This window comes from Streptomyces sp. NPDC002868 (genome assembly GCF_055563295.1).
Genome location: NZ_JBVHDR010000001.1, coordinates 402,008 through 418,216 on the forward strand (window position 1 = coordinate 402,008; position 16,209 = coordinate 418,216).

The 16,209-nt window shown below is 70.0% G+C and carries 15 protein-coding genes; 11 read left to right on the top strand and 4 right to left on the bottom strand.

The annotated features are described in order from the left end of the window. Positions 1 to 40: 40 nt before the first annotated feature. Positions 41 to 823, bottom strand: coding sequence for a MerR family transcriptional regulator (locus ACZ3H8_RS01860; RefSeq protein WP_467396254.1), 783 nt, complete (start codon positions 821 to 823; stop codon positions 41 to 43). 199 nt (positions 824 to 1,022) lie between these two features. On the opposite strand from ACZ3H8_RS01860, the gene ACZ3H8_RS01865 reads away from it, so the two are divergent. The 3 genes from ACZ3H8_RS01865 to ACZ3H8_RS01875 all read left to right on the top strand — a co-directional run bounded on the left by ACZ3H8_RS01865 (position 1,023) and on the right by ACZ3H8_RS01875 (position 2,147). Next, the gene (locus tag ACZ3H8_RS01865; protein WP_467396256.1) at positions 1,023 to 1,220 is read left to right on the top strand and encodes a hypothetical protein; all 198 of its coding nucleotides are present in this window, start codon (positions 1,023 to 1,025) and stop codon (positions 1,218 to 1,220) included. 73 nt (positions 1,221 to 1,293) lie between these two features. Continuing rightward, positions 1,294 to 1,653, top strand: coding sequence for a hypothetical protein (locus ACZ3H8_RS01870; protein ID WP_467396258.1), 360 nt, complete (start codon positions 1,294 to 1,296; stop codon positions 1,651 to 1,653). Between the two features lie 65 nt (positions 1,654 to 1,718). After that, positions 1,719 to 2,147: a pyridoxamine 5'-phosphate oxidase family protein gene (locus ACZ3H8_RS01875; RefSeq protein ID WP_467396260.1), complete on the top strand. Its 429-nt coding sequence runs from the start codon at positions 1,719 to 1,721 to the stop codon at positions 2,145 to 2,147. Positions 2,148 to 2,163: 16 nt separating this feature from the next. Here ACZ3H8_RS01875 and ACZ3H8_RS01880 read toward each other — a convergent pair whose 3' ends face one another. Next, positions 2,164 to 3,018 carry a hypothetical protein gene (locus tag ACZ3H8_RS01880; protein ID WP_467396262.1) on the bottom strand — a complete coding sequence of 285 codons (855 nt, stop codon included), beginning with the start codon at positions 3,016 to 3,018 and terminating at the stop codon, positions 2,164 to 2,166. 524 nt (positions 3,019 to 3,542) lie between these two features. Then, on the bottom strand, positions 3,543 to 5,267 hold the full coding sequence (locus tag ACZ3H8_RS01885) for a PucR family transcriptional regulator (protein WP_467396264.1): 1,725 nt from the start codon (positions 5,265 to 5,267) through the stop codon (positions 3,543 to 3,545). 278 nt (positions 5,268 to 5,545) lie between these two features. On the opposite strand from ACZ3H8_RS01885, the gene ACZ3H8_RS01890 reads away from it, so the two are divergent. The 5 genes from ACZ3H8_RS01890 to ACZ3H8_RS01910 all read left to right on the top strand — a co-directional run bounded on the left by ACZ3H8_RS01890 (position 5,546) and on the right by ACZ3H8_RS01910 (position 12,366). Beyond that, a complete protein-coding gene (locus ACZ3H8_RS01890; RefSeq protein WP_398981517.1) occupies positions 5,546 to 6,433 on the top strand; it encodes an FAD binding domain-containing protein in 888 nt (295 codons plus the stop codon). Further along, positions 6,424 to 7,017: a (2Fe-2S)-binding protein gene (locus tag ACZ3H8_RS01895; RefSeq protein WP_467396267.1), complete on the top strand. Its 594-nt coding sequence runs from the start codon at positions 6,424 to 6,426 to the stop codon at positions 7,015 to 7,017. Before ACZ3H8_RS01890 ends, ACZ3H8_RS01895 begins: the two co-directional genes overlap by 10 nt. A gap of 2 nt (positions 7,018 to 7,019) precedes the next feature. Next, positions 7,020 to 9,428: a xanthine dehydrogenase family protein molybdopterin-binding subunit gene (locus ACZ3H8_RS01900; RefSeq protein WP_467396269.1), complete on the top strand. Its 2,409-nt coding sequence runs from the start codon at positions 7,020 to 7,022 to the stop codon at positions 9,426 to 9,428. 283 nt (positions 9,429 to 9,711) lie between these two features. Continuing rightward, complete coding sequence (locus ACZ3H8_RS01905; protein ID WP_467396271.1) at positions 9,712 to 11,193, top strand: NCS2 family permease; 1,482 nt, start codon at positions 9,712 to 9,714, stop codon at positions 11,191 to 11,193. Positions 11,194 to 11,229: 36 nt separating this feature from the next. Then, positions 11,230 to 12,366, top strand: coding sequence for an XdhC family protein (locus ACZ3H8_RS01910; RefSeq protein WP_467396273.1), 1,137 nt, complete (start codon positions 11,230 to 11,232; stop codon positions 12,364 to 12,366). A gap of 84 nt (positions 12,367 to 12,450) precedes the next feature. On the opposite strand, the gene ACZ3H8_RS01915 is transcribed toward ACZ3H8_RS01910, so the two are convergent. Then, positions 12,451 to 13,188: a class I SAM-dependent methyltransferase gene (locus tag ACZ3H8_RS01915; RefSeq protein WP_467396275.1), complete on the bottom strand. Its 738-nt coding sequence runs from the start codon at positions 13,186 to 13,188 to the stop codon at positions 12,451 to 12,453. A 77-nt stretch (positions 13,189 to 13,265) separates the two neighbouring features. On the opposite strand from ACZ3H8_RS01915, the gene ACZ3H8_RS01920 reads away from it, so the two are divergent. The 3 genes from ACZ3H8_RS01920 to ACZ3H8_RS01930 all read left to right on the top strand — a co-directional run bounded on the left by ACZ3H8_RS01920 (position 13,266) and on the right by ACZ3H8_RS01930 (position 16,088). Beyond that, the gene (locus ACZ3H8_RS01920; RefSeq protein ID WP_467396277.1) at positions 13,266 to 14,612 is read left to right on the top strand and encodes a pyridoxal phosphate-dependent aminotransferase; all 1,347 of its coding nucleotides are present in this window, start codon (positions 13,266 to 13,268) and stop codon (positions 14,610 to 14,612) included. Positions 14,613 to 14,728: 116 nt separating this feature from the next. Then, positions 14,729 to 15,331, top strand: a complete 603-nt coding sequence (locus ACZ3H8_RS01925) for a hypothetical protein (protein ID WP_467396279.1) — start codon at positions 14,729 to 14,731, stop codon at positions 15,329 to 15,331. A gap of 7 nt (positions 15,332 to 15,338) precedes the next feature. Next, on the top strand, positions 15,339 to 16,088 hold the full coding sequence (locus tag ACZ3H8_RS01930) for a fibronectin type III domain-containing protein (protein ID WP_467396281.1): 750 nt from the start codon (positions 15,339 to 15,341) through the stop codon (positions 16,086 to 16,088). Positions 16,089 to 16,209: the final 121 nt, after the last annotated feature.

Consider the following 16,209-nt stretch of genomic DNA (forward strand, 5'->3'; position numbering starts at 1 on the left):
CGCCCGGCCTGCGTGACCCGGCCGCGAGGCGGACTGACCGTCAGACTTCGGGTTCGGCGACAAGCGGGCTGGATTCATTTGGCGAGCCCGGTGCCGCTGCCGCCGATCCCTGAGGCTGTCCGAGGTACTGAACGTAGGTGTACAGGGCCGCAGAGGCCCTGAGCCGGTGCAGGCTTCGGCGGTGCAGATCCCGTTCGCGGTTGGCCAGCTCGTCGCCCACGCGCTCGGGGCTGCCGGTGGTGCGCAGTTCATCGAGAACCGCGCGCACGGTGGCAAGGGGGTGATTGCCGCGTCGCAGAAGCGCGACGACGTGTGCCATCCGCACCTCGGAATCGGTGTAGACGCGGTATCCCGTGGACTTTTCACGGGCTGGACGCAGCAGACCGCGGGCCTCCCAGAGCCGGAGCACCGGTGGCCGTACGCCCACGACGCCGGCAACCTGGCCGATGCGCATACCCCGCCGGAACGTGGGCCCGGACGTGGTCTGGCTCGCCAGGATTGCGTTGAGGGCATCGTGCACCTTGGCGAGTTCGGCCCGTTCCCGGTCCAGTTCGGCGTGGCCGGCATCGAGGGCGGCCAGCCCGGTCTCCAGGTCGCCGTCGTGGACGGCACGCATGACGGTACGAGCCGTCTTCCAGCCGTGACCGGCGGCTACCTCCCGGGCGGCGACGAGCGCCTTGGCGTGGGCGCTCGTGAAGATGCGGTAGCCACCGGCGGTGCGTTCGACCGGCGGCAGAATCCCCATCTCTATGTAGTTGCGGACCTGTTGAACCGAGATGCCTGCCGTACGTGCGAGGTCGATGGCTCGCAATCGGTCACTCACACCGCCTCGCCTCCTGGCAGTTGCGTGCGGGACAGCACACCGTACTGCCTCACTGCGGGTTGAGACTTTTCGGGCATTTCTGATCGCTGATCAAGGATGCTGCCTCAAAAGTCCCTCATAGCAGTTCAATGAAATGATTGAAGCCACGAGCCGGTGGGCGCATCGGCATCGGTGACCAATCTGGAAATGGAGGCGAGAGGTGAAGTTTCTTCTCGAAGTCGATATGGGTGACAAGGCATTTGACGGGAACGCCGTCGGCGAGCTGGGCCGGATCCTGCGGTACTGGGGTGGGAACCTCCACCACTACGACCTGAAACCCGGCACTGGTTCGGTCGTCTACGACTCGAACTACCACGAGGTCGGCCAGTGGAGCGTCATCACGACCACCGAGTCCTGAGCTTCGCTGCCGCGCCGAATCCGCCGCTAACCTTTGGCCAGAGCTGGGTTGTCCATCGAGTGGGGGGTCATTCATGTCCGCGGAGCTGCCCGAGTCGTCCATACCTGACGAGGCGTGGGAGGAGTTCCAGCGCGAGAGCGAAGGACCCGCACGCCTCGCCGCGCCCAAGGAGCCGTCCGCGCGGGCGCGGATGGTGACCGAGCGGCTGCGGCGCGAGGACGAGGAGGCCGCGCGGCGGCACGGCAAAGTACGAGGATGGGGCAGGCGCAGGACCCAGGTTCGGGCGGAACCCGACGCGTGGCGGGCGTGGCCGTCCCAGCAGCGGCAGGCGCGGCGGCGCAGGGTGTGGGGCGTCTTCTGGGTGCTCGTGGTCGTCGGGACCGTTCTGGTCGTGATGAATCCGGCCAAGTCCCTTTCCTGGCTGGTCGGCTAAGAGGGGAAGCTGGGTAGGAGGCATCCCGGCCGGGAGCGCCCCGAAACCCTGCGAAGGAGTCATCCGTGGCCTTGACCCGTGAAGAGCGTGAGCAGTTTCTGGGTGAGCCCCACATCGCCGCGCTGGCGGTGGACGCGGGCGAGGACGGGCGGGCTCCGCTCACCGTGCCCATCTGGTACCAGTACGCGCCGGGCGGCGACATCTGGATCATGACGGGGCGTGACTCGCGTAAGGCCGCTCTGATCGCCCGGGCGGGACGGTTCAGCCTGATGGTCGACCGCTTCACGCCCACCGTCCGGTACGTCTCCGTCGAAGGGCCCGTCATCGAGACCGTCCCGGCCACCCGCGAACAGCTCGTCCAGATCTCGGCCCGCTACCTCCCGGCCGAAAAGGTCGACGGCTACGTCGACTTCGCCTGGAAGGAGCACGGCGAGCAGGTGGTCATTCACATGCGGCCGCAGCGCTGGATCAGCTCGGACCTCGGCGAGGGGTGACCGGGCCCGCCTCCGGTCAAGCCGCAGGCTCGGGCTGCGGAGGGGAGGACTGGGCCGGGGCCGAAGATGACAACTGGCCCGCCAGCCACACCGGTACGCCGCCCAGCAGGCGGAACAGCCGGCCCGCCTCCGCCCGCAGTCGGCCCGCCTCCGGCTCCGGCTCGCAGTCGGCGAGCGCGGCCAGCACCGGGGCCGTGCCGATCAGATAGCCGAGCTCCTCGCGGATCCGCAGCGACTCGGTGAAACCGTGCCGCGCTTCCGCCAACTCCCCGTCCCGCAGGGCGAGTCCGGCCTGGTGGTGCCAGGTGAAGGAGAGCAGTAGCGCGTCCCCCTGCGCGGTGGCTCCGGCGTGGGCGCGCTGGTACGCGGCACGGGCGGCCTGCGGAGAGTCCGCGATGTGCTCCGCGACCAGGCCGCGGCGGAAGTCGAGCAGCGGGCGTCTCGCTGAAGTGGGGGCGAGTAGCGCCGCAGCCCGGCCGAGCGCGGAGCGGGCCTCGTCGGCACGGTCGCGTACGCCGAGGCGGGTCGCCGCGTACGCGAGCCGCCCGCGCTCGCTCGCCGCGCCGCCGCGCTCCTCGTCGTCCTGGGCCACGGCCTCCGCCGTACGCAGCGCGTCCTCCGCCTCGGCCCAGCCGTCGGCGGTGAACAGACAGCGCTCGACGAGCAGTCCGGCCCGTTCGAGTGCTGCGGCGGGATTCGCTGTGTGGGCTTCGAGCAGAGCTGCCGCATCGGTCCAACAGCCGCGCGAGCGCAGCCGCCATACCGCGGTCTGGAGTGGATCGTCACCTGCAGTGGTTCCGGAACCAGACATGGCGGTATGCGCCACATTGCCCTCCCCGAGCACGCCATTGAGCTGTTGAGTCTGTCGCATCTCAGCATGGATGGGCATGCCTGGCCAAGGGGTCAGGTGAATGAATTCACAATCGCGGGTGGCGGATGGGCTTGCCCCGCCGGAGGCTCCGCCCCCGGACCCCCGCGCCTCAATCGCCGGCGAGGCTTGAGTTTCCGTCCGGACGGGCTGGTTTCGGGGCTCCGCCCCGGACCCCGCGCCTCGATCGCCGGCGGGGCTGGATTTCGCGTCCGGGACCGCGCCTCGATCGCCGGCGAGGCTTGAGTTTCCGTCCGGACGGGCTGGTTTCGGGGCTCCGCCCCGGACCCCGCGCCTCAATCGCCGGAGGGGCTGGATTTTCGCCCGGTCGGACTTGAAGTTCTGGCCGGAGAGGCTTGAGTTTCCGCCGGACGGGCGGGACTTCAAGCCCGACCGGCGTTTGAGGACAACGCCCGAAGGGCGTACGGGGGGCTGGGGGCTTGCCCCCAGTTCGGGAAGTGGGGGCCCCACGCCCGCCAGGGCGTAGGGGGAGGGCAGGGGAACGGGCCCGCCGCAGGCGACCCCCCTCAGCTCATCCTCAGCGCCAGGAAGAAGTCCAGCTTGTCCTCCAGCCGGGACAGATCACGGCTCGTCAGCTGCTCGATCCTGCCCACCCGATACCTCAGCGTGTTCACATGCAGATGCAGCCGCGTCGCGCATCGCGTCCAGGACCCGTCGCAGTCCAGGAACGCCTCCAGCGTCGGGATCAGCTCCGCGCGGTGGCGGCGGTCGTAGTCGCGCAGGGGGTCCAGCAGGCGGGCCGTGAACGCGCGGCGGACGTCGTCCGGGACGAAGGGGAGCAGCAGGACGTGCGAGGCCAGTTCGTGGTGGCCCGCCGCGCAGACCCGGCCCGGGCGGGCCGCCGCGACGCGGCGGGCGTGGCGGGCCTCCTCCAGTGCGCCGCGCAGCCCCTCCGCCGAGCTGACCGCGGCGGAGACGCCCAGCGTGAGCCTGCCGTCGTCGGCGAGGCCGGCCGAGAGCGGGTCGCGTACGGAGCTCAGCAGTGCGTCCGCGTGCAGCCCGGCCTCCGTGGACCCGGCGTCGGGCGCGTCCGGGTCGACGGGGACGGCGGGCAGCGGGAGCAGTGCGATGGCCTCTTCGCCGGTGTGGGCGACCGCGATCCGGTCGGTGGCGTCGGGTCCGGCCGCCGCCGGGTCGACCAGGATCTCCTCGAGCAGGGACTGGGCGACAGGCCCGGCCTCGATCGCCGTAGCCGTCCCGCCGGCCGCCACCCCCGCACCCGCGGCGCCGTCCTGACCCCAGTCCACCCGGGCCACCACGACCTGCCAGTGCGGCGCGGTCCCGAGGCCGGGCAGCAGCACCGGCGCAGCCACCCGCAGCCTGGCCGCGATCTCGGCGGGCGCGGCGCCCGCCTGGACCAGTTCCAGGACCTCCTGGGCGAGCCGGCGCCGTACCGTACGGGCCGCCTCGCGCCTGTCCCGTTCGACGGCGATCAGCTGGGTCACACCCTGCAGCAGGTCAAGACGGGCGGCGGGCCAGTCGCTCGCGTCCGCCTCGACCGCCAGCAGCCAGTCCGACAGGACGGTCTCGCGTACATCCCTGGAGGCGGGGGCGGCCCCGCGACCGGTGTTCCGGATAGGGAAGAGGGAGTACGTGACTCCGCCGATTGTCGCCCGGTGCGGCCCCCGGCGGCCGGTGCGCGTGGCGGCCAGGTGCTCGCCCGCCAGCGCGGCGCTCACCGCGGGCGGCAGCGGCTTGCCCGCCCCCGCGATCTGACGTCCGGTGGGGGACAGCACCCAGGCACGGAGGTCCAGATCGGAGCCGAGGAGGTCCAGTACGACCTCGGGTCCGCCGCCCGCCGGTCCCGACGTCATCAGCCGCCGGTGCCTGTCCACCACCGCCGCGAGATCACCGGCCCGCTCACCCGAGACCTGGCGTACGACGTACTCCGTGATCGTCGCAAATGCAACGGATTCATTGACTGCAAAGAGTGGCAGTCGATGGCGCGAACACGCCTCGACCAGATCACCGGGAATGTCTCCGAGCTCCGCCTCACCGGCCGCCAGACCTGCCACCCCGGCACCCGCCAGGATCCGGACGAACGGCTCGGAGTCGGCGGCCGTACGCCACCAGGCGAGCCCGGTCAGCACCAGTTCGCCGCCCGAGAGATACCGGCTCGGGTCCCGCAGGTCGGTCGTCATCACGCCACGTACACCACGGTCGAGTTCGTCCTCGCCGCCGAGCAGCCGCAGCCCCAGCGCTTCGGTTTCCAGAAGTGCGCGCAGCCGCATCTCGTCGCCGCCGATCTGTCTCGTTGTTGCCGGTGGCCCGTGGCCACGGTTTTCATGGGAAAACGGTGAGGTTACTGGGCCTCGCCTTTCGTTCGAATCTACAAGACGAGACGGGCGACCAGCCAACTCCTTCATGGTTTCGGTGACTGCACCGAGCGGGGCACGGCTTGTGTACTGGGGCCACACCGCGTTAACAGCACATGAATAACCAGTCGAGGGCCAACCGTCCGGGCCCGCTTGCGACGAACGACCCCCGATGAAGAAGAAGAGAGCCACTCATGGACTTCCTTCGCCCCGCCAGCTGGGAGGAGGCGCTCGCCGCCAAGGCCGAGCACCCCACCGCTGTACCCATTGCTGGTGGCACCGATGTGATGGTCGAGATCAACTTCGACCACCGCCGGCCCGAGTACCTCATGGACCTGAACCGCATCGGTGAGCTGTGCGAGTGGGAGGTCGGCGAGGAGAGCGTTCGCCTGGGCGCCTCCGTGCCGTACACCCAGATCATGGAGCACCTCCGGGCCGAGCTGCCCGGTCTGGCACTGGCGTCGCACACCGTGGCCTCCCCGCAGATCCGCAACCGCGGCGGCGTCGGCGGCAACCTCGGCACCGCGTCCCCGGCCGGCGACGCCCACCCGGCGCTGCTCGCCGCCGGCGCCGAGGTCGAGGTCGAGTCGGTGCGAGGCAGCCGCCTCATCCCGATCGACGAGTTCTACACCGGCGTGAAGCGCAACGCGCTCGCCGCGGACGAGCTGATCCGCGCCGTCCACATCAAGAAGGCCGACGGGCCGCAGCAGTTCTCCAAGGTCGGCACCCGCAACGCGATGGTCATCGCGGTCTGCGCCTTCGGCCTCGCCCTGCACCCCGAGACCCGCACGGTGCGCACCGGCATCGGCTCCGCCGCCCCGACCCCGGTCCGGGCGAAGGCGGCCGAGGAGTTCCTCAATGCCGCGCTCGAAGAGGGCGGCTTCTGGGACAGCAAGAAGATCATCACCCCGTCGGTCGCCAAGCAGTTCGCGGAGCTCGCATCCGGCGGCTGCAGCCCGATTGACGATGTGCGCGGCACCGCGAGCTACCGCCGCCACGCGGTCGGCGTCATGGCCCGCCGGACCCTCGGCTGGACCTGGGAGGCCTTTCGAGGCAACGAGAGGAGCGCACAGTGCGCGTGAACTTCACGGTCAACGGTCGTCAGCAGGAAGCCGACGACGTGTGGGAGGGCGAGAGCCTTCTCTACGTACTGCGCGAGCGCATGGGCCTGCCCGGCTCCAAGAACGCGTGTGAGCAGGGCGAATGCGGCTCCTGCACGGTCCGCCTGGACGGCGTGCCGGTCTGCTCCTGCCTCGTCGCCGCGGGTCAGGTCGAGGGCCGCGAGGTCGTCACCGTAGAGGGCCTGGCGGACTTCGCCAAGCAGCGCGCCGAGCACGGCTGCGCCACCGGTGCCTGCGGTACTTCCCTCCAGGACGCCCAGCAGTGGGAGTCCAGGCCCCAGGACTCGCAGACCGGCGAGTGCGGCAGCGACCCGTTGACACTCTCGCCGATCCAGCAGGCGTTCATCGACGCCGGTGCCGTCCAGTGCGGTTTCTGCACCCCCGGCCTGCTGGTCGCCGCCGACGAGCTGCTCGAGCGCAACGCCGAGCCGTCCGACGCGGACATCCGCGAGGCGCTCTCCGGCAACCTCTGCCGCTGCACCGGATACGAGAAGATCCTCGACGCGGTCCGCCTCGCGGCTGCCCGCCAGGAAGAGGCGGTCTGACGATGGCACGGAACACCAGAGTCGCCACCGCTCCGGTCGGCACTCCCACCAACATCTCCCAGGGCTCCCAGACCAAGGGCGGCATCGGCGAGTCGACGCTCCGGCCCGACGGCACGCTCAAGGTCACCGGTGAGTTCGCGTACTCCTCGGACATGTGGCACGAGGACATGTTGTGGGGCCACACGCTCCGCTCCACCGTCGCGCACGCCGAGATCAAGTCGATCGACGTCTCCGAGGCGCTCGCGACGTCCGGCGTCTACGCCGTGCTGACCTACGACGACCTCCCCGCCGAGGTGAAGAACTACGGCCTGGAGATCCAGGACACCCCGGTGCTCGCCCACGGCAAGGTCCGCCACCACGGCGAGCCGGTCGCCCTGGTCGCCGCCGACCACCCGGAGACCGCGCGCCGCGCCGCCGCCAAGATCAAGATCGAGTACGCCGAGCTCCCCCTCATCACGGACGAGGCATCGGCGACCGCGCCCGACGCGGTCCTGGTCCACGAGGGCCGTACCGACCACCACATCGGCCATGTCCCGCACCCGAACATCGTGCACCGCCAGCCGATCGTCCGCGGCAATGCCGACGAGGCCGCCAAGCGCGCCGACGTGATCGTCAAGGGCGAGTACACCTTCGGCATGCAGGACCAGGCGTTCCTCGGCCCGGAGTCCGGCCTCGCGGTCCCCTCCGAGGACGGCGGTGTCGAGCTGTATGTCGCCACCCAGTGGCTGCACTCCGACCTCCGCCAGATCGCTCCCGTCCTCGGCCTGCCCGAGGAGAAGGTGCGGATGACGCTCTCCGGGGTCGGTGGCGCGTTCGGCGGCCGCGAGGACCTGTCGATGCAGATCCACGCCTGCCTGCTCGCACTCCGTACCGGCAAGCCGGTCAAGATCGTCTACAACCGGTTCGAGTCCTTCTTCGGACATGTGCACCGGCACCCGGCAAAGCTCTACTACGAGCACGGCGCCACCAAGGACGGCAAGCTCACGCACATGAAGTGCAGGATCGTCCTGGACGGCGGCGCATACGCGTCGGCCTCCCCGGCGGTCGTCGGCAACGCCGCGTCCCTGAGCGTCGGCCCGTATGTCCTCGACGACGTCGACATCGAGGCGCTCGCGCTCTACTCCAACAACCCGCCTTGCGGCGCCATGCGTGGCTTCGGCGCGGTCCAGGCGTGCTTCGCGTACGAGGCGCAGATGGACAAGCTCGCGGCCGAGCTGGGCATCGACCCGGTCGAGTTCCGTCAGCTCAACGCCATGGAACAGGGCACGATCATGCCGACCGGGCAGCCGGTCGACTCGCCGGCTCCCGTCGCCGAGCTGCTGCGCCGTATCAAGGCCAGGCCGCTGCCGCCCGAGAAGCAGTGGCTCGCGGCCGGTGAGGAGGCGGACGTACGCGCCCTGCCGGGCGGGCTGTCCAACACCACGCACGGCGAGGGCGTCGTCCGTGGCGTGGGCTACGCGGTGGGCATCAAGAACGTCGGCTTCTCCGAGGGCTTCGACGACTACTCCACCGCGCGGGTGCGCATGGAGGCCGTGGGCGGCGAGCCGGTCGTAACCGTGCACACCGCGATGGCGGAGGTCGGCCAGGGCGGTGTCACCGTCCACGCGCAGATCGCCCGCACCGAGCTCGGCGTCACGCAGGTGACGATCCAGCCGGCCGACACCCAGGTCGGCTCCGCAGGTTCGACGTCGGCCTCCCGCCAGACGTACGTCACGGGCGGCGCGGTCAAGCACACCTGCGAGAACGTCCGCGAGAAGGTCCTGGAGATGGGCCGCCGCAAGTTCGGCCCGTACCACCCGGCATGGGCCACCGCCGAGCTGCTGCTCGAAGGCGGCAAGGTCGTCACCGACGGCGGCGAGGTACTCGCCGACCTGGTGGACGTCCTCGAGGGTGAGGCGGTCGACCTGGAGCTCGAATGGCGCCACCGTCCCACCGAGGCCTTCGACCTGGCCACCGGCCAGGGCAACGGCCACGTCCAGTACTCCTTCGCCGCACACCGCGCGGTGGTGGAGGTGGACACCGAGCTCGGCCTGGTCAAGGTCGTCGAGCTGGCCTGCGCCCAGGACGTCGGCAAGGCGCTCAACCCGCTGTCCGTCGTCGGCCAGATCCAGGGTGGAACCACCCAGGGGCTGGGCGTCGCGGTCATGGAGGAGATCATCGTCGACCCGAAGACCGCGAAGGTGCGCAACCCCTCCTTCACGGACTATCTGATCCCCACCATCCTCGACACGCCGACCATCCCCGTCGACGTACTCGAGCTTGCCGATGACCACGCGCCGTACGGACTGCGCGGCGTCGGCGAGGCCCCGACCCTGTCCTCGACTCCGGCCGTCCTCGCGGCGATCCGGAACGCGACGGGTCTGGAGCTGAACAGGACGCCGGTGCGCCCCGAGCACCTCACCGGCACCTGATCACCGTCCCCCACAAACTCTCCGGGCGGGGCGCCGTGCCTCCAAGGAACGTCACAATTCCGCCCGTCCGCACCGCCCGGAGAACTCAAGTACCGCACCGCTCGCGGTTCTTGCGTATCCCAGCAACACCAGCAGTACCAAGCGACACCAGCAGTACCAGTAACACCAGGCAAAACCAGTTCGTCTCGGGCCGTCCCCCGGGTCGTGCAGCCAACGCACCATCCCAAATCCCGCAGCTACGACGCTCACGCGGGTGCCCCTGTGAACCTTGGGAGTAGGCACCATGACCCAGCAGTCCCTTGAGACCAAGACCACGGCGGAGGACGCCGGCGCGGGTTCGCGCCAGCCCGCCGGCCGGTCTTGGCTCGACCGGTATTTCCACATAACCCAGCGAGGGTCGACCATCGGCCGGGAGGTGCGTGGCGGCATCACCACCTTCATGGCGATGGCGTACATCATCCTTCTCAACCCGGTGATCCTGTCGGTGCCTGATGCTGCCGGCCACAAGCTCGACGGTGATCAGCTGACCACCGCGACCGTCTTCGCCGCCGCCACAACCACCATCGTGATGGGCCTCCTCGGCAATGTGCCGCTGGCCCTCGCCGCGGGACTCAGCGTCTCCGCCGTCATGGCTTTCCAGGTCGCTCCGGAGATGACCTGGGAAAACGCGATGGGCATGTGCGTCATCTACGGTCTTGTGATCGTCCTGCTCGTCGTCACCGGCCTGCGCGAACTGATCATGAACGCCATCCCGCTGGCACTGAAGCACGCGATCACCATGGGGATCGGTCTCTTCGTCTGCCTCATCGGCCTGGTCCAGGCCGGCTTCGTCACCTCCATGCCCGGAGAGGGCGGCATCGCGGGAGCCAAGCCGATCCAGCTCGGTACGAGTGACATGCTCACCGGCTGGCCGGTGCTCTGCTTCGCCGTCACCGTCCTGCTGATCTTCATGCTGCAGGTCCGCAAGGTGCCCGGCGCGATCCTCATCGGGATCATCGGCGGCACGCTGTTCGCCGCCGTGGTCCACCAGTTCGCCGGGCTCGACAGGAAGGCCTGGGGCGGACTGAACGCCCCCGAGATCACCGGCTCCATCGTCAGCACGCCGGACTTCGGCCTCTTCGGCAGCGTCTCTTTCGACGGCATCGGCAGCGTCGGCGGCATCACGGTCGGCGTCATCGTCTTCACCCTCGTACTGGCCGGCTTCTTCGACGCCATGGGCACCATCATCGGCATCGGCCAGCAGGCGGGCCTCGCCGACGACAAGGGCAAGATGCCCGGACTCAACAAGGCCCTGGCCATCGACGGCGCGGGCGGCGCGATGGGCGGCCTCGCCGGCGCCTCCGGCCAGACGGTGTTCGTCGAGTCCACCGCGGGCGTCGGCGACGGTGCGCGCACCGGCTTCGCCAGCGTCGTCACCGGCCTCGCCTTCACGCTCTGCCTGTTCTTCACCCCGCTGGCCCAAGTCATCCCGACGCAGGTGGCCGCCGCCGCGCTCGTCGTCATCGGATCGATGATGCTGACGAATGCCAAGCACATCGACTGGAACGACCAGGCGACCTCGATCCCGGTCTTCCTGACCACCGTGCTGATGCCCTTCACGTACTCGATCACGGCGGGCATCGCGGCGGGCGTCCTCGCGCACGTCCTGATCAAGGCCGTACAGGGCAAGGCGCGTGACGTCGGCTGGCTGATGTGGGTGCTGTCCGTCGTCTTCCTGGCGTACTTCGCCCTTCACCCGATCGAGGGCTGGCTGGGAGTCAAGTAAGTCCCGCCGCCCACCCACACCCTTGAGGAGACCGACGTGCTGGACATCGCCGAAGAGCTGAACCGGTGGGTCGAGCAGGGCCGCGAGTTCGCTGTCGCCACTGTGGTGGCCGTCGGCGGCAGCGCGCCCCGGCAGCCGGGCGCGGCCCTCGCCGTGGACAGCGAGGGCACGGCGATCGGGTCGGTCTCCGGAGGGTGTGTGGAAGGCGCGGTGTACGAGCTGTGCCGGCAGGCGCTCGAGGACGGCGGGAGCGTCCTCGAGCGCTTCGGCTACAGCGACGAGGACGCGTTCGCCGTCGGCCTGACCTGCGGCGGCATCATCGACATCCTCGTCACGCCGGTACGCGGCGGGGTCTTCCCCGGCGCGCTGGCGGCCGCCGCCGGAGGGGAGGCGGCGGCCCTCGCCAGAATCACGGACGGCCCGTCCGATCTGATGGGCCGCGCATTGCTGGTCCGCCCCGACGGTTCGTACGAGGGATCGCTGGGCGGCCACCCGTCACTGGACCGTACGGCGGCGGCAGAGGCGGGCGCCATGCTCGACGCGGGCCGCACGGGCACGCGGGTCATCGGTGAGGACGGCAGCCGGTGCGGGCAGCCGCTGACCCTCCTCGTGGAGTCTTCGGTCCCCGCTCCCCGGATGGTCGTCTTCGGTGCGATCGACTTCGCCTCCGCGCTGGTGCGGGTCGGAAAATTCCTCGGCTACCATGTCACGGTGTGCGACGCCCGCCCCGTCTTCGCGACGAAGACCCGCTTCCCGGAGGCGGACGAGATCGTCGTCGACTGGCCGCACCGCTATCTGGAGTCGACGGAGGTCGACTCCCGCACGGTCCTCTGCGTGCTCACCCACGACGCCAAGTTCGATGTCCCCCTCCTCGAACTGGCCCTCAGACTTCCCGTCGCCTACGTCGGTGCGATGGGCTCCCGCCGCACCCACGAGGACCGCAACACCCGCCTGCGCGAGGTCGGCGTCACAGAACTCGAACTGGCCCGCCTGCGCAGCCCGATCGGCCTGGACCTGGGGGCGCGCACGCCGGAGGAGACGGCGCTCTCGATCGCAGCGGAGATCGTGGCAAACCGCCGCGGCGGCAGCGGGGTCTCCCTGACGGGAGCGCACACCCCGATCCACCACGACGCCGAGCAGGAGCTGACGGGACGAATCGGGTCGGTCGCCTGACGATCGCCTGACGGGGGCCATGGGCTTCCCCGGCGCGGGGCCCTGGCTGGAACGGCGTGCTGGGCGGCGTGGCACCTCCGGACCTCACGCGCGGCGTGCCACCACCAGTCGGCAGCGCGGGCTGCCGTCCGGCAACCGGCGCAGATCCTTCATCGGCAGCAGCTCCACCGAGAACCCCGCCCGCCTCAGATCGGCCAGCACATCCGGAAGCCGCCAGGTGCGGTAGTACATGACAAACCGCGGCCGCCACAGCAGATTCCGTACGCGCATCGCCGCATCGAAACCCCACAGCGTCCAGTAGAGCCGCGAGCCGATCCGGGGCGGCGCGGGAACGGGAAAGACGAACCGGCCGCCCGGCCGCAGGGCCTTGTGGACCTGGGCGAACAGCAGCGGCCGCTCCCGGGGCAGGAAGTGGCCGAACGCCCCGAAGCTCACGGCCAGGTCGAAGGCCCGCTCGAAGGGCAGAGCGCGGGCGTCGGCCCGTACCCAGCTCACCGCCGGTCCGCCCGGTCCGCCCGGCCGGGTCTCCGCCGACCTCCTGGCCTCGGCGAGCATGCCCGCGCTGAAGTCGACACCGGTGACCCGGTCCTCGCACAGCTGCGACAGGACACCCACTCCGGCGCCGGTGCCGCAGCAGACGTCGAGTCCCGACGAGAAGGGGCCGAGCGGCCGGACCGCGTGAACCACCGCGTCCAGCAGGCGCTCCGACGTCCGGAAGGGCGTCTCGTCGAACTTCGGCGCGAGCAGGTCGTAGCCGTGTTCGGTGGACGAGAGCGCCTGCATGGCGAGCTCGCGGAAGGTGGGGCCCGAAGGAGTGAACATCACCCCATCTTCCTCCGTATACGTGGAGGGTCCCTGCGCATCCGTACGGGCCGTTCCATGCAGGGGAGGCAGGGTCAATGGCCGGCAGCAATGTCACCGCACTCTTCCGCGCGTCCACCGCGCACAGCCCGTCGTACTTCACGCTGAACCGGGCAGGCGGTGGCCCCGCCGGTGAGATCACCGACTTCTGCATCCCCTGCAATCCGTACTTCCCCACCCCCGCGATGTTCGACCAGCTCGGCCGCGGGCTGCGCGAGATCCTCACCTACTACCCGAGCGGCGCCGACACCATCACCGCCGAGCTGTGCCAGGTGCTCGGGCTCAACCCGCAGACCGTCGCCATGGGCAACGGCTCCACCGAACTGATCACCTGGATCGACCACTTGCTGGTGCACGAGTCGCTGGCCGTGCCCGTCCCCACCTTCGGCCGGTGGACCGACCAGCCGATGGAGACCGGCAAGCGCGTCGACATGCTCCTGCTGCCCGAGGCGCACGGCTTCCGCCTCGATCCGACGTCCTTCGTACAGTTCGTCCGGACCCGTGGCTCCCGCGCCGCGGTCATCTGCAACCCCAACAACCCCGACGGCGGCTTCCTGCCCAAGCAGCAGGTCATCGCTCTGCTCGACTCGCTCCAGGACCTGGACCTGATCGTCGTCGACGAGTCCTTCCTCGAATTCTCGGACGCCGAACAGGAGCCGAGCGTCGCCGCGGAGGCCGTCCTGCGGACGAATGTGATCGTGCTGCGCAGCCTGGGCAAGAACTTCGGGCTGCACGGAGTGCGCTTCGGCTATCTCGTGTCGAATCCCAGTCTGGCCGGCAAGGTGCGGGCCGCACTGCCGAAGTGGAACCTCAACTCCTTCGCGGAGACCGTGGTGTTCATGCTGAAAGAGCACCGCCAGGAGTACGCCGAGAGCCTTCAGCAGGCCTGCCGCGACCGGCAGGAGATGACCTGGCGGCTCTCCCAGCTGCCGGGGCTGACCGTCTACCCCTCGCAGGGCAACTTCCTCTACGTACGCCTGCCGGAGGGCGTGGACGGGACGGTCCTGCGGGACCGGCTGCTCGCCGAGCACGGGGTGCTGGTGCGCGAGTGCAGCAACAAGATCGGCAGTTCGAGCCGGTTCTTGCGGCTGGTGGTGCGCCCGCAGCAGGATGTGATGCGGCTGATGTCGGCGATGGAGCAGGTGCTGTACGGGCAGCGCACCCAGGTGCCCGAGCCGCTTCCGGAGCCGCTGGCGCCGATGCTGGCGCAGGCGCCCCAGCCGAAGCCGCAGCCGCTGCCGCAGGCACAGCCACAGCCGGCGGTGCAGCAGCCGGGGCCGATGCCGATGCTGGCGCTCGCCCAGCAGCCGGTCGACGCGCGGGGCCTCGGGCCGGTCCGTTCCACGGGCACGGCGGCGGTGGACCGCCTGATCGCCCAGGCATAGAGCCGGCCACTGTCTTGACGTATACACGCCATGCCCTTACGTTGCTACGCGCTGAGCTGTTCAGCCACCGGCCCAACATTCAGATATCTGAACAGTCTGCCTCGAGGGAGTGGAAGATGACCGGTAAACGCCCCGTGCTCGCCGGCTTAGCAGGAATCTGCGGAGTCCTGCTGGTGGCCCCGAGCGCCTCCGCCGAAGTCGAGCCGGGCGGCTGGACCTCGCAGTCGCCCTCGTTCAACGTCCAGGAGAGAGGCTGCGGCCAGGTCGACAACCTCACCTTCAAGCTCACCTGCTCGACCGGAAGTGGCGATCAGCGCGCCGAGCGGCGGTATGCCACGTACACCGGCGGCACCCGCCAGTTCGAGGGCTACTTCAAGATCACCAGCCTGGGCGGCACCCGGATCAGCCTCAAGCAGACGTTCAGGGACGCGCCGTCCGCGGGGCCGTACTTCATGCTGGCCGTGGAACGCGGCGGCAGGCTGTACGCGGTGCACGGCGGCGCCACCGTGGCCAATGGGGCGACGGTCGGCACGAGCGTACGGGTCAACACCGTTCACCAAGTGGGCAGCAGCCACCGCACCTACATCAACGGGTCGCTGAAGCACACGTACGACAGCCCGGGCGGCAGCTTCTACGACAAGTTCGGGGCGTACCGGACGAGCAGTGGTCAGGGGCCCGCCACCGTGGTGTGGAGCGGCATCAAGTTCTGGCGCAAGTAGGGCCGGGATGAAAGGAGTTCGGGGCGCGTACCGCGCGCCGGCCGCCGCAGCCGTCATTGCCGTCGCGTCGGCCACCGTGGCCGGCTGCGCGGACGCGCCCGCAGAAAGCCCCACCGCCGAGAGACCGCGGATGACACTGACCGCGACGCTCGACTCGCCGACCGACATCACCCTGCGCTGGAACGGCCGCGATCCGGGAGCCGCAGGCCGCACCGTCGAGTTCGCCACCGAGCCCGGCGGCCCGTACACCATCCTGCAATTCCTGCCGCCCGGCCGGGCGACGTTCACACACCCCGATCTGATGCCGAAGACACCCTTCTACTACCGGCTGCGGCCCTTCTACGGGCCCACCTCCGCAGCGGTGAACGTCACTCTGCCCGCGGGCGACTTCAGCGAGCAGGACCAGCGGAACGACCACGAATGGGCGGAGCCGCGGACGCTGGCGGGCGACAGCGGCCCGTCCCACTCGGTGAGAACGACGGCAGCCGCTCCCAGGGGGCTGAAGGCCACGGTCATGCATGCGAACGGCATCAGACTCACCTGGCAGGACCACGCCCGCGGCGAGGAGGGCTACCTCATCGAACTGCGGCCCGACGGCGACCCCGACTTCCGCGTCGCCGCGGTCGCGGGACCCGACATCGAATCCATCGGCATGATCACCCTGCCCGACGAGAAGAAGTCGACCGTCCGCGTCCGGGCCTACTACTACGGCGAGCAGTCGAACGTCGTCCATCGTACGACGGGCCCCGAGGCCTGACTTCGCGCACCGGCCGCCAGATCCTGGCCGGTCCTGGCTACCGACGTAACGTCGGGTTTCCGGGCCGGGCATTGTGCACAGTGGAGCAGGACCCGCCGCGCAGCCGCCCCTAGCCTCACCG

Coding starts and splice junctions, on each gene's coding strand:
- ACZ3H8_RS01870 (WP_467396258.1), top strand. CDS start 1,294: ATGTCCGCGGAGCTGCCCGAGTCGTCCATACCTGACGAGGCGTGGGAG.
- ACZ3H8_RS01880 (WP_467396262.1), bottom strand. CDS start 3,018: ATGCGACAGACTCAACAGCTCAATGGCGTGCTCGGGGAGGGCAATGTG.
- ACZ3H8_RS01885 (WP_467396264.1), bottom strand. CDS start 5,267: ATGCGGCTGCGCGCACTTCTGGAAACCGAAGCGCTGGGGCTGCGGCTG.
- ACZ3H8_RS01890 (WP_398981517.1), top strand. CDS start 5,546: ATGGACTTCCTTCGCCCCGCCAGCTGGGAGGAGGCGCTCGCCGCCAAG.
- ACZ3H8_RS01900 (WP_467396269.1), top strand. CDS start 7,020: ATGGCACGGAACACCAGAGTCGCCACCGCTCCGGTCGGCACTCCCACC.
- ACZ3H8_RS01905 (WP_467396271.1), top strand. CDS start 9,712: ATGACCCAGCAGTCCCTTGAGACCAAGACCACGGCGGAGGACGCCGGC.
- ACZ3H8_RS01915 (WP_467396275.1), bottom strand. CDS start 13,188: ATGTTCACTCCTTCGGGCCCCACCTTCCGCGAGCTCGCCATGCAGGCG.
- ACZ3H8_RS01920 (WP_467396277.1), top strand. CDS start 13,266: ATGGCCGGCAGCAATGTCACCGCACTCTTCCGCGCGTCCACCGCGCAC.
- ACZ3H8_RS01925 (WP_467396279.1), top strand. CDS start 14,729: ATGACCGGTAAACGCCCCGTGCTCGCCGGCTTAGCAGGAATCTGCGGA.
- ACZ3H8_RS01930 (WP_467396281.1), top strand. CDS start 15,339: ATGAAAGGAGTTCGGGGCGCGTACCGCGCGCCGGCCGCCGCAGCCGTC.